Origin of the sequence: Alteromonas sp. 5E99-2 (assembly GCF_017368475.1) — a bacterium.
In the GTDB taxonomy this organism is placed as follows: domain Bacteria; phylum Pseudomonadota; class Gammaproteobacteria; order Enterobacterales; family Alteromonadaceae; genus Alteromonas_F.
In genome coordinates this window covers 19,016-38,502 of the sequence record NZ_JAFNJE010000012.1, presented here as the reverse complement: position 1 = coordinate 38,502, position 19,487 = coordinate 19,016, and the positions used below count along the sequence as shown (strand labels likewise).

Below are 19,487 nucleotides of genomic sequence, written 5' to 3'. Positions count from 1 at the left end.
AATCCTCAAAAGCCTTTTTATGACGTGGCAAGTCAAAGTGATGTGTGATTTCTTCAGCTATAGTCTACCTTTAGTAAAAAGAAACATATATATGAAATAAAGCGCAGTTGTCTCACTTTCTCCTGCCTTTACATTGAAGAAGTGGTATCCAAAATGCGCAAAGTACTTTTTTTCTGTGAATCGGTGACCCTTGCTCACGTAGCTCGGTGTCGACTACTCGCCGATCATTTAGTTAGAGATGGGTGTTGCGAAATCGTTTTTTACTGTGATGACCATTATGATCACCTTTTCTCTGCGCCTGGTTATGAAATAAAGCCCTTATTAAGCACAGCGCCTGCCACCTTTATTGAATGGAACTTAAAATCTTTACCAATATGGCCAAAGCATCGGGTCTTATCATACCTAAACAGAGACAAAGAAATATTGGAGGCAGAAAAGCCTGCGCTTGTGATGGGAGATATGCGACACACTTTACAAATCAGCGCTAAACAACTGGGGATCCCCTATTTAAATGTCATAAACGGTTATTGGTGTTCATCCAGAAATCATGAACTTCCTATACCTAATGTACCAATTCGAGAAGTGTTAGGGACAGCATTGTCACAGCGGATATTTAATTTTATTAAGCCATTACTAATGGGGGCACACACATCGCCGTTTAAGCAAAGCCGCATTGATAACGGCTTGGTGCCGGTGAAGAGCCGTTCCTTACCCCATATTTTTTGTGAAAGTGATTACACTGCCTATTTGGATTTACCCGAAATTGTTGATATGGATCTCGTCAACGATCACAAAAGGGCTATTGGTCCCGTCAATTGGTCACCAAATATGGAAGTGCCAAGTTGGTGGAGTGAAATACCCACCAATAAGCCCATCATTTATATTAACTTGGGAAGTTCAGGTGACAGCCAATTACTACCTGAATTAGTAGATATGTTGGCTAAGCACAAGGTGACGCTAATTGTTGGAACAGCCAGTGATTCCATAGTCTTGCCTGATGAATACGACAATGTGTACTGGGAGAAATTTATTCCTGGCGATAAAGCCTGTGAAATTGCCGATGTGTCTATTTCAAATGGAGGCTCTCCAACGACTATGCAGGCATTAGCCTCAGGTATATTCAGTATTGGGATCTGCTTTAACATCGATCAGCTCGTTAATATGCAAACCCTTAAAGAAAAAGGGCTTGGTGATTATTTTTATCCTACACAAAGAGACCTTGCTCGAATAGAAAAGGCATGTCTCAGGGCCATTAACGATAAGCCTGATTTATCTCAATATGTTGATATTTTGGAACAGAACGATCCCTATAAAAAGTTTAACCAGTTTGTGGCTGATATCTTGTTAAAACATGATATTACAGAATAATATGAGGTAAAAATCGGCTGGTATCTTGGGTAATTGCCGTTAAGTCTTCACGTACAGTAATTCCGGCCGGTTGATCGTCAACGAGCCAGCTTCCTATTAGCGTGTGATTCTCGCCAAATTGAGGTACGGGGCAGTATGCCTGTATGACAAAGCCTTCATCGCCATAGGGGCCAGTAGACAGCTGGGTTTCTTTGCCTGATGATTGAACCATGGATATATTTGCACCTTCTCGTGAAAACAGTGGTTTTTTTATCCACTTCTCTGCGGATGACAAAGGTGCATTTTGGGCGAAGTAAGTGGGTAATAAGTTCGGGTGATTGGAGAACATGTCCCACAGTACTGCAAGCAAGCCTTTATTACTGAGTAATGTTTTCCATAAGGGCTCTATCCAATTGGTATGATTGCTGATGGCATCATTGCCAAATTCTTCGTCTAGCATGAATTCCCAAGGGTATAACTTGAAGCAATCTTGAATAATCATGTTATCTAAATCAGTAAAACGCCCTTTGTCGTCAATACCAATGTCTTCAATGAAGGTAAATTTGTCATTAATTCCCGCCTCTTTAGCACAATCTTGTAAATACTGAACTGTGCCTCTATCTTCATCGGTATCTTTACAACAGGAAAAATGTAGAGTGTTTATTTGATTGATAACAGCGATTTCTTGGAAGCGAGCAACTAGCTTTTCTTGTAGAGAGTTGAATTGATCAGCCTGTCTATTTATCTTCTGTGAATCAACATTGTCTTCTAACCACAGCCATTGCCAAAAACCGGCTTCATAAAGTGAAGTGGGGGTATCGGCATTGTTTTCCAATAATTTTACAGGATTAACGCCGTCGTAAACAAAGTCTAGGCGAGAGTATAAGCTAGGGCTTCTTGCTAACCATGAATCTCTGATGGCTTGCCATGACCATTCTGGTACTCGCATTTTCAGCAAAAGCTCTTCATTTTGAGAAATATGATCTACGGCGGCTAAACACATTTGGTGAATTTCTGCGGTAGGTGCTTCTATATGGTTTTCAATTTGCTCTAGTGAAAACTGATAATAAGCGGTTTCGTCCCAATAAGCTGCGCCATCAATAGTATGAAAGTTAAAGCCGTAGTCTCTTGCCAGTGCTTTCCAGTTTTTTCTTTCATTATGGGCTATGCGTAGCATTACCCGCCCCAGCCTCCAGAGCGGGAGGAACTACCCCAGCTCGACTTTGCCCTAACACTTGAACCAAACCCGCCTCGTTTTATTGTTCTTGAAACCGTTGGTTTAGGTTTGTAAACCTCTTTGTTTACTCTATGACTTCGCTTTCGAATATCACCGTCAAACACATAACCATCAGCCATCATCCAGCGGGAACGATAAGGTGAGTATCGAGAATAAGACGTGTACATAGGTTGAGTGTAGTAACGGCTAGGCGAAAGTAAGTTACTTACCATGTAACCCGCCATAAACGGAAAGAAAAAGCCGCCACTACTTGATTGACGACATTGGTTCGGGCCGAAATCGTATTCGCAGTCGTATTCAGAACCAAAGCGGGGGGCCGTTCTAGCGGCTTCCTCAAGAGCGTCTTCATAGGCCGCTTTACACTGACTTTCGCCGCCCGGGTTTTCTAAAGTACACTCTTCTATAGAGGTGTAAATTTCCGCTGGAGTGTCGTTATCGCCACAGGCCGTTAAAAAAGTGGCTGACATACCAATAATGAGGGGTTTTAACGCAAAATGCTTACGCATTTTTTTGCGATTAATGGTCGATGAACGTTTTGTTGATAAGGTGTCCATAACAGCGATTCCTTAATAACTCATGCATGCAGCATTCAGTAAACCAATTGCCACAGAAGTCGCCGCCAAAATAATTCCTGCGGAGACTTCGTTGTTATTAATGCGCTCAGAAATTTTAGGCATAAAAGTGAAACGAAGCAGCGCGAAAGCGAGACTTTGTGCAAAAACCGCAACAAATCCCCAGACGGCAAAGTCGACTAAATCCACAGAGTTAGTAGCTGCACTAGAAAGAGCTAAGGAAAAGCCAATAAATGCGCCGCCAAAACCAATGGCTGCTGCCGTGTTTTGTTCTTCTTTGACGAGTTTCCATTCATTGTGTGGAGTAACAAGAGAATAAACGACTTTAAACACATATAAAAAAACCACTGATATTGCGAAATACAGTGCAAAATCACCTAATCCTGAAATTGAATCTATTAATCTGTCCATTTGTAACTCCAATTTTAACCGTTAATTTTTATATCTGAAGGTTGAAGATCAAACCCAGTGCTTGTGACTAAACAGCGGTCTGCATTATTGCCTACAATCTTTTCTTCACCTACCACTAAAAGAGATTCAGTACGATCGTTTTCTAATGGGCGCTCGTATAACATCATAAATTGATCGGTTTCGCTGACGTCTCCATCTTCTTCATAGGTTTTTTCTGTGACCGCAACGGGGGGAGAAATGTCGCCTACTGACTCCCAAACGCGATGAAAGTCTTCTTCATCTACACAATATGAAGGTTGAGAAATGGTATTGTTCAAGCACTCATTCCATTGCGATGTAGTGCCTATGGTTTTAGTGTCATAGAAATACCACAATTTTACATCACTGATATGGGATTCAGTGTCTCCACCATCTAAAATAACTTGTAAAAATGCATTGTCGTCAGTGTAGTAACGTAATATTTTTCCACCTGAGTCTAAATGAGCTTCTCCTACGGCTTGAATTAAGTGCCGAGACACTGGGTTTTCAATACATAACTCTGGCGTTAAGAGCTTAAGTTTGAGTTCATCCAATTCAAATGAACCACCCAAATATAGGCCCATTATTTGCGGCGCTTTCGGCGCTGATTTTTCGTCTTTCTTAAACCATTTGGAAAACACTGTCATGTCCTTAAGCGTGTAGCGCTAAAAATTCGTGAGCGAATTGTTTTTTATGTAAAAAGCACACTTTTTATATCGAATAATCATACCATTTAAACGTTACAAGGCAATTTGATATCCATGTGAATTAGTTACTAAGTGTTGCAAAAATAAGAGTGAAAACTTGCAAGCTAAATTGTTTTAATTTTCTAAGGTAGTACTAATGGTTAGCGGTGTCTTAGCTCTGACTAACCGCTGACCAATCAATGTTATGAATACGCTCTGCTGCAATATAGAAGATCTTATCTCCGGCTTCTATACTTGTTTCAAGACTTGGGTTCACCACCATATTTTGAGAAATACCCTTTGACGCAACGCTGATTAATGTTGCGTTGTAACGTCGCTTAAAGTGTAAGAATGCAGTTTCAAACGATAATGCTGAGATAGTGTGAGGCACAGACATCGAATATTGGGTATGTCCATCTTCAACATTCAGTAAATCATGGTGCAAAATACTCGAACCTGGGTCAAATGCGGATTTCGCTAACATTTCCACAGCAACACTTGGCGTACATTCTACTTTAGGGCAATGGGTTTTAAGTAAATCAACCAAGCTGTCGTCAGTGAAATAAGCGACTTTATGGGCCTCAGGATTTCTATTCGAACAATACAGTGCCGTAGTTAAGGTAACATCGTCTTCTGGGTTATCGATAAGGATGGTTTGGGCACAGGCTATACACGCTCTGTCCATATCGTGGTCGTGGTTAAACGATTTCACTCGCACGAATTTAATTTGATCTGGGAAAGGGTTTTCGATTTCTGCTTTTACGCACAGCATTATCTCTGGGTGCTTTTCGCTATTATCTCGTTCTCGGATGAGTAATTTTAAAAGCTGAAGAGTACGAGTACCGTTCCAGCCAATAACGATAATATGACCTTTAATATGTATTGGCTTCAAACCTTTTGCTCCTTTTTTTAATTGTTGGCTCAAACCCGCAGCGAAACGCCCAACTATCCACGCAAATAATGATAGTCCAACGGGAATAACATAAATGGAAACTATCCATTTACCGAGTTCTGTTTCTGGGGAAAAGTCGCCATAGCCGACTGTAGATGCAGTAGTGACTAACCAATATACGAAGTTTGCATCTTCAACAAGGGCCGATTCGCCAGCATAGTTTAGCAATGCATAAGCGATACATCCGTATAAGAAGGTGAGAAAGAGTATTGAGTACCAACGCCATTCAGAGAAGTAACGCAGCATAACTCTCTTGACCGATGTGATAAATGTCATTGTTCAGTTGTAGGGACCCGTGATTGTAAAAACAGGGTTATCTTGGCAGATAACCCTGTTGTATTTCAAGCATCAAACTGACTATTATTTACCTAGAATACGGCTAAGTTCGTCATCAGCTGAAGATTGTCCACCTTTGATGCCGGCTGCCGCTAGGCGAGATTCCAAATCAGTACTGGATTCGCTTTGTGCTAGTTCTTCAGCAGCTTCAAGCTCGGCACCTTTTAATTTTTGGCGCTCTTGAATACGAGACAAGGATTCAGTAGCGGTTTTCATTTTTGAGTTTGCACCCATATGTCGTGAAGACACAGCTACTTGCGCCTTTTGCACTGTTTCAGTGGCTTTTACCATATCAACTTGTTGCTCAAGTCTGCGTAAATTGGCTTTGGCTTGATCAATGTTCACTGCAAGTTGTTTCTCTGAAGAGCGAAACTGGTCAAGGTAAGTTTGTTCAGTTTCAGCTTGAGCTCGTAAATCAGACACTTTTTGTGCGCAATCTAAGGCTAAGTCTCTGTCAGTATCTATCGCTTTACGGGCATGAGCTTCAAATTCAGCAATCGAGCTTTCTAAACCCGATACTTTTTGCTGAGAAAGCTTACATTTCGCAAGAATTTGAGTACGTGCATGATCCGACTTTCTCAATTCTTCTTTTGCTTCTCTTATTTCCTGCTCAAGAATACGAATGGCTTGGCCATCAGCTACAGATTGAGCTGCTTCAGTTGCGCCACCTTTAACTGCTGTAATAAGTTTTTTCCAAACAGACATAGTCGTCTCCTAATTATTCGCCTAATGAATTTAAATGCGCTTCGTACGCATCTAAGAAACCTGCAACGTTTTGAAATAAGGTTGCGATTTCAATTTCGATACTTTCTTGTTTCGATTGAGAACTTAGCGCACCAAAAGCAACGTAATATTCGTCACCTTCAATAACGGAAATTCCTACTGTAGTTAATGGAAATAACATGTGCGTAGACAAAATTTCACGGTCAAGTGCTGTGCGATCTTTTACTTGTTGAGCTGAAAAAAGAACACTTTCAACAATAATTTGTTCGCCACTTATTGCTAACCAAGCATCTAAGCCATCACTATTGGCAATAAGCAAACAATCTTGCTCTTGCGTTACTACATAGTCGTCTTGGTCCTTCAATACCGATAAAAGTTGGGTAATGTCCCACGTCATGATTATCTCCTTAGCTGTTTATGTGTTTGTTGCACTGAATTCAGTACCATACAAACCTTGATCCAAAGAGGCAAGTTTCCTCACCTAGACAATGAATTGGTATTTAGACTAGACGTGAGAGAGGAAAAGGTCAATAATAAAAGCATCTAAAAGTGTAAATAAATATTTATTTGTGAATTATTGTTCACGTTTGGTGGTTTTATGTGGCGAGACTCTGTATCGAGATTAATTAAGTCTGAAATGTCTGCAAAGGGCGTAAAGTACCAAGATCTTAGCACCCGCTTGGCTGCGTTAGGAGTCAATCAAAGTGCTGACAACTTGCGCAATAAAATAAACAAAGGCATTCTTGGCGCCGATTTATTGATTCAAATATTGGTAGGACTTGAGGTAACAAGCCTGCAAATAGAAAAAGTAAATGAAATTTTGGAAGACATAAAAAAACGCGCCACCAAATAAGTAGCGCGCTGAATAACACAATTGATAGAATAGGAGAGCTATCGCTGACAAGAATAGTGATGGCCTCGAAAGTTTTCTACTGTTTTGAGGTATACCCTCGCCATGTTAGGTATGCCGACTTATACATTTTTAGCATTGCACTGAGTGATAAATGAATTTATCTGATTTTTATTTTGAGTTACCCGAAACGCTGATCGCAAAACACCCCACTGAAAGTAGAACAGCAAGTAGGCTGCTAACGTTAAACGGAAAAAATGGCGAGGTTGCGCATAAGCAGTTTACTGACGCGATTGATTTATTAGACTCAGGAGATTTATTGGTTTTCAACAATACTAAAGTGATCCCTGCGCGTTTACTCGGGAAAAAAGAAACCGGTGGGCAAGTGGAAGTCTTAGTTGAACGAATTACCGCAGAAAAGACCTGTTTAGCTCACGTTCGCGCCAGTAAATCCCCTAAACCAAACACCCGTTTATTGCTTGAAGACAAAATAGAGGTGCTGGTTACTGGCCGCAAAGAGGCGCTATTTGAATTGGAATTTATCACTGATGAAAATGTACTTAATACGTTAGAAAGCTATGGACATATGCCGCTTCCTCCTTACATTGACCGCCCAGATGAAGATGCTGACAAAGAGCGTTATCAAACTGTGTATAGTGAAAAACCAGGGGCAGTTGCAGCGCCTACAGCAGGGCTACATTTTGATGAAACCATTCTAAAAAAACTGGAAGAAAAAGGCGTTAATACTGCATTTATTACGCTTCATGTTGGCGCAGGGACATTTCAACCTGTGCGTGTCGACGATATTACAACCCATAAAATGCATTCCGAATTCGCAGATGTACCTCAAGAGGTTGTTGACCAAGTTATTGCAACTAAAAAGGCTGGAAAACGAGTGATAGCTGTGGGTACAACTTCGGTCAGATCGTTGGAAACAGCCGCTAAAAATTGCGAAGGTGGTTTAATAAGCCACTATTGCGATGATACGGATATTTTTATTTACCCCGGTTTCAAATTTGAAATAGTCGATGCCATGTTCACCAATTTTCATTTGCCAGAAAGCACGCTCATGATGTTGATTAGTGCTTTAGGGGGCTATGAAAATGTGATGAATGCCTATGAGCAAGCCATCGAACAAAAATATCGCTTTTTTAGTTATGGCGATAGCATGTTTATTAGCCGTCGCTAGTGGTATACTCGCGACCCATTACGTTTTAGCAAAATTACCTAATCCAAAGTATGCAATTTGAACTAGATAATACCGACGGCAAAGCTCGTCGTGGAAGATTAATATTTGATCGCGGTGTAGTTGAAACTCCCGCATTTATGCCAGTAGGCACCTACGGTACTGTGAAAGGTATGACACCGGAAGAATTAGAAAAATCCGGTGCTCACATCTGCCTTGGCAATACGTTTCACCTGATGTTGCGCCCGGGAACGGGGATCATTAAACAACATGGTGATCTTCATGATTTTATGAATTGGCAAAAACCTATTCTTACTGACTCTGGCGGTTTTCAGGTGTTCAGTTTAGGTGATTTGCGCAAAATCACGGAAGAAGGTGTAACATTCCGCTCACCTATCAATGGTGAAAAAATCCTACTTACTCCTGAAAAATCCATGGATGTACAACGGGATTTAGGCTCAGATATCGTCATGATCTTTGACGAATGTACGCCATACCCTGCAACTGAGCAGGAAGCGCGTTTATCTATGGAGTTATCTTTACGCTGGGCAAAGCGCAGTAAAGTACACCACGATGATAACCCATCGGCACTGTTTGGTATTATTCAAGGAGGTATGTATGAATCGCTTAGAGATGTTTCTCTAGCGGGCCTTGAAGAAATTGGGTTTGACGGATACGCCATAGGTGGTTTGTCTGTGGGTGAGCCTAAAGAAGACATGATCCGCATCATCGAACATACCGCGCCTAAAATTCCTGAAAATAAACCTCGTTATTTGATGGGCGTGGGAAAACCAGAAGATATCGTGGAAGCAGTAAGGCGAGGTATCGACATGTTCGATTGTGTAATGCCTACCCGAAATGCTCGTAACGGTCACCTGTTCGTAACCGACGGTGTAGTTAAAATTCGCAACGCGAAACACAAAACTGATACGGGTCCTTTGGACGAAAAATGTGACTGTTACACTTGTAAAAATTATTCTCGGTCATATCTACATCATCTTGATAAGTGTAATGAGATTTTAGGTGCTCAGTTGAACACTATTCATAATTTGCGTTACTACCAGCGAGTAATGGAAGGGCTGAGAAACGCCATCGAAAACAACGAGCTTGATGAGTTTGTTGCTGAATTTTATAAACAAAAAAATATGCCGGTACCGGCGTTATAACAACATAAGACGTATTTGGGGATAATCATGGATTTTTTTATATCTAACGCATATGCACAAACAGCTGGCGGCAGCGGTGGTGGCTTTGAAATGTTAATCATGCTTGCCGTGTTCGGTGGTATTTTCTATTTCTTACTTTATCGTCCACAAGCAAAACGTGCAAAAGAACACAAAGCATTATTAGCGGGTTTAACTAAAGGCGATGAAGTGCTCACGTCAGGCGGATTAGTGGGTAAAGTCACTAAAGTCAGCGAAGAAAAAGACTTTATTGAAATTGCGCTAAACGAATCAAATCAAATTGTTGTTCAAAAATCAGCTATTTCTGCAGTGCTACCGAAAGGCACCATGAAGTCACTCTAAGGACCTTACTGTGTTAAACAAATCTTCCATTTGGAAAGTGCTCACAGCCATTGTCGTTGTTGGTGTGTGTGCATTATACGCATTGCCTAATCTATATGGTGAAGACCATGCGATTCAAATCTCGGCAGGGCAAGATGCTGAACTTACTCAGGCATTGGTGTCTGAGGTTGAGCAAACCCTTAAATCTGCAAATGTAGCAATAAAGCGTATTGAGTTCGAAAACGAACGTGCGCTAATTCGAGTACTGAACTCAGATGCCCAGCTAAAAGCGAGAGAGCTGGTTGACGAATTCTTAGGTGATGACTTTGTTGTTGCCATGAATTTAGCACCAGACACTCCTGCATGGCTTGAAAGCATAGGCGGAACGCCTATGAAATTAGGCCTAGATTTGCGAGGCGGTGTCCACTTTTTAATGGAAGTGGATATGAATGCAGCAACCAGCAAAGCATTAGAAGATGCGGTTGGTGGTTTTAGAACCTCATTACGGGAAGAAAAATTACGCTATCGCAGTGTAAAGCAAGGTGATGGCTATGTTGATATTACCTTCAGAGATGAAGACACATTAGATTCTGCTAAGTTTTTCTTACGCAATAGAAATAATGACCTCACTTTTACTGAGCGCAGTGGTTTAGTACTACGTGCTAACTTTTCTGAAGCCAAGCTGACTGAAATTCGCGACTATGCAGTAAAGCAAAATATTACCATTATTCGTAACCGCGTAAATCAAATCGGTGTAGCCGAGCCTGTTGTACAAAAGCAAGGTGCTGATCGCATTGTGGTGCAGTTACCGGGTATTCAAGACACAGCCAAAGCAAAAGAAATACTGAATGCTACGGCCACGTTAGAATACCGTGAAGTCGATACGAAAAACGACCCTCAAGACGCAGTGCGTGGCAGAGTGCCTGGCACTAGCGAGCTCTTTATGTATGAAGGTCGCCCGACCTTACTTAAAAAGCGTGCCATTGTGGGTGGTAATCATATTATCGACGCAAATGCAGGTGTGGACCAAAACGGGCTACCGAAAGTGTCTATTTCATTAGATTCTGAAGGCGGCGCTAAAATGTCTCGCTTTACTAAACGAGCGGTTGGTAACCCAATGGCAGTGCTGTTTATTGAATATAAATCTACCAATGAACGAGGCCCAGACGGTAAACTGATTTTTGAGGCAGAGCGCAAGGTTATTAGTGTAGCTAATATCGCAGGTGTATTTGGATCTAAATTTGAAACAACAGGTTTAGACTCGCCCCAAGAAGCGCAAAACTTAGCCTTACTGCTAAGAGCTGGTGCCTTAATTGCGCCTATTCAAATTGTAGAAGAGCGCACTGTTGGCCCAAGTTTAGGTGCTGAAAACGTTAAATTAGGCATGAACGCTATTATTTATGGTCTCGTTGCCGTACTTATTTTCATGATTATTTACTACAAAGGCTTTGGCATTGTGGCCAATGTCGCCCTGGTTGCTAACTTAGTGATGATTGTAGGCGTTATGTCTATGATCCCCGGCGCCGCATTGTCTTTACCTGGTATGGCTGGGATTGTATTAACTGTGGGTATGGCGGTAGATGCCAACGTACTTATTTTTGAACGTATTCGTGAAGAACTTGCGGATGGACGAAGTCCACAACAAGCCATTCACCAAGGATACGACAGCGCCTTTAGTACAATTTTAGATGCCAATATCACCACCTTCATTGCAGGACTTATTTTATTCGCTGTGGGTACGGGACCAATTAAAGGTTTCTCAATCACGCTTATGATAGGTATTGCTACCTCTATGTTCACCGCTATTCTGTTAACACGGGTTATTGTTAATGGTGTTTGGGGTGGTCGTCGTATTTCAACTTTGCCAATATAAGGGGTCGTAAATGCGATTTTTAAATTTTAAATCTGCAATTAACTTTATGAAGTTGCGGATACCTATGATGGTCATATCTGGCATTTTAATGTTGGGCTCTTTAACCTCTTTGGCTGTCAATCAGTTGAACTGGGGATTGGATTTCACTGGCGGTACCTTAATTGAGGTTGGCTATGTGGAATCTGCGAATTTAGAAAATATTCGTACACAATTGAGCAACAGTAACTTCGCTGATGCTGTGGTGCAAAACTTTGGCTCTAGCCAAGATGTACTTATTCGCATTGCGCCTAGAGATGGCGTTAAAGCTGTGGATATTGGCGATCAAGTGCTTGCCGCATTACGTGCCGATGGCACTGAAGTGGATATGCGTCGTATTGAATTTGTCGGTCCAAACGTAGGTGAAGAATTGACTGAGCAAGGTGGTTTGGCCATGCTAGTCGCGCTGATATGCATACTGATTTACGTTGCAATGCGTTTTGAATGGCGTTTTGCACTGGGATCTGTGTCTGCGTTAATACACGATGTTATTTTAACGCTAGGGTTATTTTCAATATTCAACATCGAATTTGATCTTACTGTTTTAGCTGCTGTGCTGGCGGTTATTGGGTATTCGTTGAATGACACCATTGTTGTGTGCGATCGTATTCGCGAGAATTTCAGAAAAATACGCAAAGGCGAACCTGTTGAGATTATTAATGAATCTTTAACTCAAACCTTGAGCCGTACAGTGATTACCTCAATCACTACGATTTTAGTGTTGTTGTCACTGTTTTTCGTTGGTGGTGCGTTAATACACGGTTTTGCTACTGCATTGCTGTTTGGTGTGTTTGTGGGAACCTATTCTTCCATTTACGTAGCAAGCTCAGTTGCATTGGCTTTAGGTATTAGTAAAGAAGACCTCATGCCACAAGAAGTGGAAAAAGAAGGCGAAGATTTAGAGCCACTGCTTTAAGCTCAGGTTAGATATTAAAAAACCCAGCTAGATGCTGGGTTTTTTGTTATTGAAAAGTATCAATTATAGATTTTTCAAATGACTCACTAAGCCGCGGATCACTTTAGGGCTACCGGCTACAATTTCGCCCTTATTGAGTGGGTCATTATTGCCTTTAAAGTCAGTGACAATACCGCCAGACTCTCTTACTAATAACTCACCTGCAGCTACGTCCCATGGCTTAATACCACGTTCGTAATATCCATCGTAACGGCCTGCTGCAACATAAGCTAAATCCAACGCAGCACTGCCGCTTCTGCGTACATCACCTGATGCTGCAAATATTTTGCAGAACGTTTGGTTATACGCAGGGAAGGTGCTTTTATCTTTAAACGGGAATGCTGTAGCAAGTACAGTGTTGCTAAGATCTTTAGGTTGAGTACCGCGAATTCTATAGCCATTTAACTGTGCGCCTGTTCCGCGACCCGCAGTAAATAACTCGCTTCTAAGTGGGTCAAATACCAAGGCTTGTTCTAAACGACCTTTGTGTAAAAGCGCAATAGAAACACAGAAATGAGGAATACCTTTAATAAAGTTTGTTGTGCCGTCGAGTGGGTCGATAATCCAAGTGTATTCATTTTCACCTGTAGTACCTGATTCTTCACCAATGAAGGCATGGTCTGGGTAAGACTGTTGAATTTTTTCAATAATAGCTTGCTCGGCATCTTTGTCGATTTGTGTAACAAAATCATGAGCGCCTTTTTGTTCAAGCGTCAATTCGTCACGAGTTTCGTAACCGCGCATTATTATTGTTCCTGCCACGCGTGCAGCGCGCACAGCAATGTTTAGCATTGGATGCATAGTCTTACCCCAGTTGTAAAAGATCGAAGGTTTATCGTTTGCTCAAATAATGCTCAAGCGATAATTTTGAACGCGGATGGTACCAGACTGATACGCACCCGCCAAGTGAAATACTGAACTAATCTTCTTTCGACAAAATTACTTTAGTATGAGGGAAAGGAATTTCTATGTTTGCAGCGTCTAATGCCTTTTTAATTTGTTCAGGAACTGAATACAACACATCAAAATAATGTTCGCCTTTAACGAAAGGGCGTACTAAAAAGTCAACAGAGCTATTGTTTAATGTTTCCACTTCAACGAAGGGCGCCGGGTCTTTTAAAATATGCGGATGAGCCTCTAATACGGCGTCGATAACACGTCTTGCGTCGTCAGTATTTTCTTTATATGCAACACCAAAGTGCATGTCGACACCGCGAATAGGGTGATGAGAGTGATTGACAATTTGGCTACCCCAAATTTGGCTGTTGGGTATAATAATTTGTTGTCTATCGAAGGTGTCTAAAATGGTTGTAAATAAATCAATTTCGACTACGTTACCGAAGCGGCCTGCAGCATCAATGAAGTCACCTACTTTGTATGGGCGGAATATTAATAACATTACGCCAGCAGCTAAGTTTGATAAAGCGCCTTGAAGCGCTAAGCCTACCGCTAAACCTGCTGCACCGAGTAATGCAACAATAGAAGCGGTTTGTACACCAAAGCGGTTTAGTACGGCAATAAATACAAATGCCAATACAACATAGCGGGCTAAACTGCCTAAAAAGCGAAATAAGGTATCGTCGAGCTTGTCGTAACGCTTACCAATATTACACACTAGATTGTTTACTTTTCTCGCAATGAACATACCGACCAGCAATATAACAATGGCTAATAAAACGTTTGTTGCGACGTCAGTGATCAAAGGCAAGTATTCATCTAGCTTTGATTGACTAAAATATTCTTCCATATATATGTCCTTAAATTTTTGTTAAAACTTCATTTGTTCGCTGTAATGATACCGAAACGAAGAGAAAAATTCATATTTCTCTTCGAAAACGAAGGATTATGTTAAACTCGCCTTATTGTTGTTATTAATTCATATTAGTATTTATGCTAGATAAAATTCGCATCGTTTTGGTGAATACCTCTCACACTGGAAATATTGGCTCTGCTGCAAGAGCGATGAAAACTATGGGACTGAGTTCGCTGTATTTAGTTGACCCAATATCTGAGCCTGATGGTAAGTCTAGCGCTCTAGCCGCGGGGGCAGGTGATGTATTGGCCAATGCAAAAATTGTTAGCACGTTACAAGAAGCGGTAGCTGACTGTGGTTTAGTTGTTGGCACCACAATGCGTACTCGCGGAAATGCTTGGTCCACCTTAGAGCCAAGAGAATGTGGTCAAAAGTTAGTGAAAGAAGTGGCTAATTACCCTGTTGCGCTTGTTTTTGGACGAGAAAATAACGGCTTGAATAACGAAGAGCTACACCAATGCCACTTTAACGTAGCCATTCCTGCGAACCCCGAATACAGTAGTTTGAATTTAGCAGCGGCAGTGCAGACCTTTTGTTATGAAATTCGCGTAGCCTTTCTTCAACAAGATGGCTATCAACCAGAAAACTCTCAAAATGATGACAGTGAGTACCCACTTACTGGTGATCTAGAGCGATTTTATGTGCACCTAGAAGAAACTTTGAACAATACCGGATTTATTGTACCTAACCACCCTGGAATGGTAATGCAAAAGCTACGTCGGTTGTTTAATCGGGCACGACCCGAATCCCTAGAGTTGAATATTTTAAGAGGAATTTTGTCCTCTATAGATAAGAAAATGTTAGATAAAAAATGATTGAACGAATAAAAGAAGATATTAAAAGTGTATTTCATCGCGACCCTGCGGCGCGAAATACCTTTGAAGTGCTGACGAATTATCCGGGACTTCACGCTATTTGGCTTCATCGTATTGCTCATAAATTGTGGAATCGAAATTGGAAGTGGTTAGCCAGAACGCTATCGACATTTAATCGCTGGCTGACGGGAATTGAAATACATCCTGGTGCTAAATTCGGCCGCCGTGTGTTTATTGATCATGGCATGGGAGTCGTAATAGGCGAAACAGCTGAACTTGGCGACGATGTCACTTTATACCATGGTGTCACATTAGGCGGTACCAGTTGGAAAGCAGGGAAACGCCATCCAACTTTAGCTAATAATGCGGTAGTTGGTGCTGGAGCGAAAGTATTGGGACCTATTACCATAGGTGAAAGTGCTAAAGTTGGCTCTAACTCCGTAGTGGTGAAAGATGTACCCGCTGGTGCCACTGCGGTAGGTATTCCCGGTCGCATTATCTTGGCAAATAAAGCGAATGACGACGATGAACGCAAAGAAGCCAGAGGGCAAATTGCGAAAAAGTACGGTTTTGATGCGTATGCCGTTGCTGTGGATAATCCAGATCCTGTGGCAAATGCCATGGGAGTCATGCTCGAGCACATGCACCTTATGGACAATAAAGTCGAGGAAATGTGTCAAGTGATTCAAAGCTTAGGTGGTGATGTGTGCACCAAAGACATGACCGCAATTTCCGTTGCAGACTTTTCAGATACTGGGCTTTCTCCTGTAGTGCCGTTGTCAAAGCAACAGCAACAAGAAGCGTTCGACCCGCATATTTAATACAAACGACTACGGAATAGTAAGGTTTGAAAAGTACATTTATTGCAAACCTTACTTTTAGACTATTACATCATGCCGTTGTATTAATACTATTCAACGAATTATTACTTGCTTCCGTTGTTACCGTTTCAGTTGTAGCAACCGCTTCTTGCTCTGCTTGAATTTCTGTTTCAACTTGTTGAGTTTGACTCGATGATGCTTGCTGAAGCGCCGCGAATGCTTCAGCTGCTCCACCTACTGGACCAATTGACATAAAGACCTCTTTAAAAATACCATGCACTATTGCACCTTTGTTATCGACAAGCATAAACGTAAAATTAATAACAAAAGTATAACGTTAGCAAAAGGATTACCGTGGCGACTTTACACTTTCATCAAATCTACCCTTATCAAGCATTACCTAAATTAGCCAGAGAGACCGACTATTCCATACCTAAACGGGCAAAGTCGTTTTGTTACCCTTTTAAAACAGCAGCAAATAAAGGGGTATATGCCTTTCCCCCCATTAATTTTTCCATATTCATGTCCGATGAGTATTTAGACATTAGAGCAGAAAAAAAAGAGGGAGGTACGTTTTATAAAAGAATACCTAAAAAACAAGGTGGGGCTAATTTTGTTCTTTTGTCTGATGTCGATAAAAAAGGTAGTGATACCTGCCTATCTGCGTATAGAAAAAAAATTAAAACTTCAGGTGTAGGGGTTCCTGAATCTATTGATGTCGATACTTTTGGCTTTTACGAAATTATGTTGAATGTCATTGTTGAAGAGGATCCTTTTGATTTTTACTTACAAGTTTGGCTGGGCGGGGTGGTTGACTATGAAAGCGCTGGCGGAATTTCCGTGAAACACCCGACAAATGTTGACCACAATAGTGGATTCATTTGTCTTGATGCCGATATAAATACAGAGGTGTGGAAAGGGTGGTTCGCCGTAGTGTTGAAACCAACACGTAAAGAGGAATGGATTGAATTTAATCAAGACAAGCCTATTTGTCAGATAATAGGGGCTCAGGTTCCTATTGAAGCTCTCTGTACTCATGAGTTTGAAAATTTAAGTGACAGGCTTTTTTTTGCACCATTAGAATGGCATATTTTCGAAGGAGATTATGGTCTCAAACCGGGTAAATATCAGCGTGAAGTTCGCTCTTCTTCGGGGAAATAAGAAGTATTAAAATTTATGGTTTGTATTTCATCGACAGATTTCAAAACTTGAACTAACCTTGTTGTGATAGTTGTTATTTTTGAGGTTTATCTATGCTACTTAAACTTCATCGGTATGGATAAACGTAGAATTTAAATTGGTAAAAAAGAGATAAGTATATGCTTCTACCTTGGACGTTACAGGGACACAAATTATTTAGAGCGATCTTAGTTATCCAATGGGTCGTTACAATCGTTATTGGGGTTGTTACTGGGAATGTAGTTTCCCCTGCAATTCTAGGTGCATTTATTGTTGGCCTACCTTTGTTTTTAAGTTTTACTTATACAGAAAATGCACTTAGTTCTCATGCTGTCGCAATTGCTGTACAAATGATGACTGCGCTGCATATCCACCAAAGCTTCGGTTTGGTAGAAATCCATTTTGAAATCTTTATGTCATTGGCGTTACTCGCGGTGTTTAGAGATTGGAAAGTAATACTTTCGGCTACGGCAGTGATAGGTATTCATCATATATCATTTTACGTATTGCAACTGAATGATGCCGGTGTGCATATTTATGCTCCCGATAATATTAATATTGGTATTTTATTGTTACATGCTTTCTTTGCGGTGGCTGAAGGTGCTGTGTTGATGTATATGACCAAGCAAGCCCATGAAGAAGGTGTTGGAGCTGTGGCATTGTCTAATGTAATTAAGAAGGTAGTAGCAGACCCTAGCAAGTTAGATTTAACCGTATCTATTAGCAACGATTACGCAATACTTAAGCCGTTTGCAGAGTTGGTTTCTAAATTGAAGCAATTAATCGCTATTTCTAGTGAGACAGCGGCAGAAGTCAGTAATGCCAGCGAGCAAATTTTGATTGCAACTCAAGAACTTTCTCGTTCGATCACAGCACGCAGTGAAGAGATTACTGATATTTCTAATGCGTCGAATGATATTTCTGGACGAATACAAGAAACCTCTAAACTTGCTGACGAGGTCAGTGCTAAGTCTATTGATACTAAAGCGCGTTCTGAAAATGCTCATGGTAGTGTAAATAATACAAATAAATTGATTTCCTCTTTACGAGGAAAGTTAAATGATGCTGCTGAAAACAGTAAAGAGCTAAGTGAATGGAGCGCAAGTATTGCAAATGCGATGAATACTATCACGTCTATTTCAGAGCAAACTAACCTATTGGCATTGAATGCGGCTATTGAGTCAGCAAGAGCCGGGGAACATGGCCGAGGTTTTGCTGTTGTTGCAGATGAGGTAAGAAACCTTGCAATTAATTCAAAACAAAACGCAGAAAATATTAGCGGTATTACGAGTAAATTAGTTGAAAACACCAATTCCACACTAGTGAGTATGGAACATTGTGTGGGCTTGGTTGATGAAGCAGTAAGTGCTGCGGATACGGCTGCAAATGATATGCTAAACATTATTGACTCAGTCACTCAAGTTTCCACCAACATGACCACAATATCTGAAGCTGCTGATTCTCAAGGTGCCACATCTAGTACTATATCTGCGCGTACTGGCGATGCACAAAAAGGAGCGGAAAACGAAGTTGTTATTTCTCAAGAATTAGAAGCACAAGTTAGTGCTCTATCTTCTCTGAGCGAGCAAATGAAATTGGCGACGCTGCGCTTTAAAGTGGACTAAATTCACACTTGTATAAGCATAAGCAAAACATCGTTATACTGAGTTTGATTTTATGGTTTGCCGCTACTTTAGCGGCATTGTATTATTTAAAAGCAGACCGAATAAAGCAATTTGATCCCGAGGGTGCATTAACAGCAAAATCATCAACAATGGCATTTGATGACGAGTTAGTAAATTTGCTCAAAAAAAGAGGTATCAAAGCGAACACGCTTGTTCACTTTTCTGAACAACCAAGTTGTTACTGCAATAACTTAAGTCAGCGCTTTTCGAAACCTCTTCATCAACAGCTGGGTTCGGAGTACACATTTGAAAATGTTGAATTAGATGAGTCATTGCTTGAATTTATACCTAGTTATCCTGCAATTGCAGTTATCGATGATCAATTTCGCCTCAGATATTTAGGTCCATATGCTTCTGGTATTGGCTGCTGGGTAGGAAAAGGTAATACCGAAAAAATCGTAAATATTGCTAAATCATCAGACTACTTTGGCGCTGTGATTAATAGTGAAGTGAAAGGCTGTTATTGCAATACGTGAAATCAAAAAAC

General features: G+C 41.0%; 22 protein-coding genes. 12 read left to right on the top strand and 10 right to left on the bottom strand.

The annotated features are described in order from the left end of the window. The first annotated feature begins 153 nt into the window (after positions 1-153). Positions 154-1,368: a hypothetical protein gene (locus J3L16_RS12605; RefSeq protein ID WP_207613347.1), complete on the top strand. Its 1,215-nt coding sequence runs from the start codon at positions 154-156 to the stop codon at positions 1,366-1,368. Here J3L16_RS12605 and J3L16_RS12600 read toward each other — a convergent pair. From J3L16_RS12600 to J3L16_RS12570, 7 genes are all read right to left on the bottom strand, one after another. Further along, on the bottom strand, positions 1,358-2,524 hold the full coding sequence (locus J3L16_RS12600; RefSeq protein ID WP_207613346.1) for a glutathionylspermidine synthase family protein: 1,167 nt from the start codon (positions 2,522-2,524) through the stop codon (positions 1,358-1,360). The two genes, J3L16_RS12605 and J3L16_RS12600, sit on opposite strands and share 11 nt — an antisense overlap. Then, positions 2,524-3,138, bottom strand: a complete 615-nt coding sequence (locus tag J3L16_RS12595) for a DUF1190 domain-containing protein (RefSeq protein WP_207613345.1) — start codon at positions 3,136-3,138, stop codon at positions 2,524-2,526. The genes J3L16_RS12600 and J3L16_RS12595 overlap by 1 nt, the downstream gene beginning before the upstream one ends. A 12-nt stretch (positions 3,139-3,150) precedes the next feature. Continuing rightward, positions 3,151-3,567, bottom strand: coding sequence for a DUF350 domain-containing protein (locus tag J3L16_RS12590; RefSeq protein ID WP_207613344.1), 417 nt, complete (start codon positions 3,565-3,567; stop codon positions 3,151-3,153). A 14-nt stretch (positions 3,568-3,581) separates the two neighbouring features. Continuing rightward, entirely contained in the window at positions 3,582-4,226 is a 645-nt protein-coding gene (locus J3L16_RS12585) for a YjfK family protein (protein WP_207613343.1), read from the bottom strand. Between the two features lie 217 nt (positions 4,227-4,443). Continuing rightward, the gene (locus tag J3L16_RS12580; protein ID WP_207613342.1) at positions 4,444-5,469 is read right to left on the bottom strand and encodes a potassium channel family protein; all 1,026 of its coding nucleotides are present in this window, start codon (positions 5,467-5,469) and stop codon (positions 4,444-4,446) included. Positions 5,470-5,583: 114 nt separating this feature from the next. After that, positions 5,584-6,264 (bottom strand): PspA/IM30 family protein, encoded by a 681-nt coding sequence (locus tag J3L16_RS12575; protein WP_207613341.1) that lies wholly within the window; start codon positions 6,262-6,264, stop codon positions 5,584-5,586. 13 nt (positions 6,265-6,277) lie between these two features. Then, the gene (locus J3L16_RS12570) at positions 6,278-6,679 is read right to left on the bottom strand and encodes a DUF2170 family protein (protein WP_207613340.1); all 402 of its coding nucleotides are present in this window, start codon (positions 6,677-6,679) and stop codon (positions 6,278-6,280) included. 201 nt (positions 6,680-6,880) lie between these two features. On the opposite strand from J3L16_RS12570, the gene J3L16_RS12565 reads away from it, so the two are divergent. From J3L16_RS12565 to secF, 6 genes are all read left to right on the top strand, one after another. Further along, positions 6,881-7,135 carry a DUF6471 domain-containing protein gene (locus J3L16_RS12565; protein WP_207613339.1) on the top strand — a complete coding sequence of 85 codons (255 nt, stop codon included), beginning with the start codon at positions 6,881-6,883 and terminating at the stop codon, positions 7,133-7,135. 151 nt (positions 7,136-7,286) lie between these two features. Beyond that, positions 7,287-8,321, top strand: coding sequence for a tRNA preQ1(34) S-adenosylmethionine ribosyltransferase-isomerase QueA (gene queA / locus J3L16_RS12560; protein WP_207613338.1), 1,035 nt, complete (start codon positions 7,287-7,289; stop codon positions 8,319-8,321). A gap of 50 nt (positions 8,322-8,371) precedes the next feature. Further along, the gene (gene tgt / locus J3L16_RS12555) at positions 8,372-9,484 is read left to right on the top strand and encodes a tRNA guanosine(34) transglycosylase Tgt (protein WP_207613337.1); all 1,113 of its coding nucleotides are present in this window, start codon (positions 8,372-8,374) and stop codon (positions 9,482-9,484) included. Between the two features lie 27 nt (positions 9,485-9,511). Then, the gene (gene yajC / locus J3L16_RS12550) at positions 9,512-9,844 is read left to right on the top strand and encodes a preprotein translocase subunit YajC (RefSeq protein WP_207613336.1); all 333 of its coding nucleotides are present in this window, start codon (positions 9,512-9,514) and stop codon (positions 9,842-9,844) included. A 10-nt stretch (positions 9,845-9,854) separates the two neighbouring features. Continuing rightward, positions 9,855-11,696, top strand: a complete 1,842-nt coding sequence (gene secD, locus J3L16_RS12545; RefSeq protein ID WP_207613335.1) for a protein translocase subunit SecD — start codon at positions 9,855-9,857, stop codon at positions 11,694-11,696. A gap of 10 nt (positions 11,697-11,706) precedes the next feature. Continuing rightward, complete coding sequence (gene secF / locus J3L16_RS12540) at positions 11,707-12,648, top strand: protein translocase subunit SecF (RefSeq protein ID WP_207613334.1); 942 nt, start codon at positions 11,707-11,709, stop codon at positions 12,646-12,648. Positions 12,649-12,711: 63 nt separating this feature from the next. Here the strand turns inward: secF and suhB are convergent, their stop codons facing one another. Together suhB and J3L16_RS12530 are read right to left on the bottom strand one after the other, a co-directional pair. Further along, positions 12,712-13,488 carry an inositol-1-monophosphatase gene (suhB, locus tag J3L16_RS12535; protein ID WP_207613333.1) on the bottom strand — a complete coding sequence of 259 codons (777 nt, stop codon included), beginning with the start codon at positions 13,486-13,488 and terminating at the stop codon, positions 12,712-12,714. Between the two features lie 118 nt (positions 13,489-13,606). Further along, complete coding sequence (locus J3L16_RS12530; protein WP_207613332.1) at positions 13,607-14,434, bottom strand: mechanosensitive ion channel domain-containing protein; 828 nt, start codon at positions 14,432-14,434, stop codon at positions 13,607-13,609. A gap of 143 nt (positions 14,435-14,577) precedes the next feature. Between J3L16_RS12530 and trmJ the strand changes: the two genes are divergently transcribed. Further along, on the top strand, positions 14,578-15,315 hold the full coding sequence (gene trmJ / locus J3L16_RS12525) for a tRNA (cytosine(32)/uridine(32)-2'-O)-methyltransferase TrmJ (protein ID WP_207613331.1): 738 nt from the start codon (positions 14,578-14,580) through the stop codon (positions 15,313-15,315). Then, positions 15,312-16,136: a serine O-acetyltransferase gene (gene cysE / locus J3L16_RS12520; RefSeq protein WP_207613330.1), complete on the top strand. Its 825-nt coding sequence runs from the start codon at positions 15,312-15,314 to the stop codon at positions 16,134-16,136. Before trmJ ends, cysE begins: the two co-directional genes overlap by 4 nt. Before the next feature lie 70 nt (positions 16,137-16,206). Here the strand turns inward: cysE and J3L16_RS12515 are convergent, their stop codons facing one another. Beyond that, complete coding sequence (locus tag J3L16_RS12515) at positions 16,207-16,389, bottom strand: hypothetical protein (RefSeq protein WP_207613329.1); 183 nt, start codon at positions 16,387-16,389, stop codon at positions 16,207-16,209. Positions 16,390-16,490: 101 nt separating this feature from the next. Here J3L16_RS12515 and J3L16_RS12510 point away from each other — a divergent pair, with 101 nt between their 5' ends. The 3 genes from J3L16_RS12510 (at position 16,491) to J3L16_RS12500 (ending at position 19,476) form a co-directional block, all read left to right on the top strand. Continuing rightward, a complete protein-coding gene (locus tag J3L16_RS12510; RefSeq protein ID WP_207613328.1) occupies positions 16,491-17,297 on the top strand; it encodes a hypothetical protein in 807 nt (268 codons plus the stop codon). A gap of 158 nt (positions 17,298-17,455) precedes the next feature. Next, on the top strand, positions 17,456-18,940 hold the full coding sequence (locus tag J3L16_RS12505; RefSeq protein WP_207613327.1) for a methyl-accepting chemotaxis protein: 1,485 nt from the start codon (positions 17,456-17,458) through the stop codon (positions 18,938-18,940). Positions 18,941-18,948: 8 nt separating this feature from the next. Continuing rightward, the gene (locus J3L16_RS12500) at positions 18,949-19,476 is read left to right on the top strand and encodes a DUF6436 domain-containing protein (protein WP_207613326.1); all 528 of its coding nucleotides are present in this window, start codon (positions 18,949-18,951) and stop codon (positions 19,474-19,476) included. Positions 19,477-19,487 lie beyond the last annotated feature (11 nt).